This is a genomic window from Gilliamella sp. W8136 (assembly GCF_016101285.1).
In the GTDB taxonomy this organism is placed as follows: Bacteria; Pseudomonadota; Gammaproteobacteria; order Enterobacterales; family Orbaceae; genus Gilliamella; species Gilliamella apicola_N.
This window is the reverse complement of the sequence record NZ_JACFQU010000075.1, coordinates 1-208: the sequence shown is the minus strand read 5'-3', so window position 1 is coordinate 208 and position 208 is coordinate 1. Positions and strand designations below refer to the sequence as shown.

Below are 208 nucleotides of genomic sequence, written 5' to 3'. Positions count from 1 at the left end.
GTTACTGCGCCTTTACCCTCCACCACTCTAATTGAGCCAATCTTTGCGTATGCCAAAGCCAATCCAACGTCAATTGCTTTGATATGCAACGAACAAGAGATTTCTTATAAAGAGTTAACAACGCAAGCTCTTAAAATAGCCAGCCTGTTAGTCAGTAAAGGATTAAAAACTGGGGAGCCTGTCGCCGTTTCACTGCCTCGTGGACCCA

At 44.7% G+C, this 208-nt stretch carries 1 protein-coding gene; it reads left to right on the top strand.

Annotated features, from left to right (window positions below):
- A partial coding sequence (locus H3T96_RS14705) for an AMP-binding protein (RefSeq protein WP_198248704.1) occupies positions 1–208 on the top strand: 208 nt, incomplete at both ends.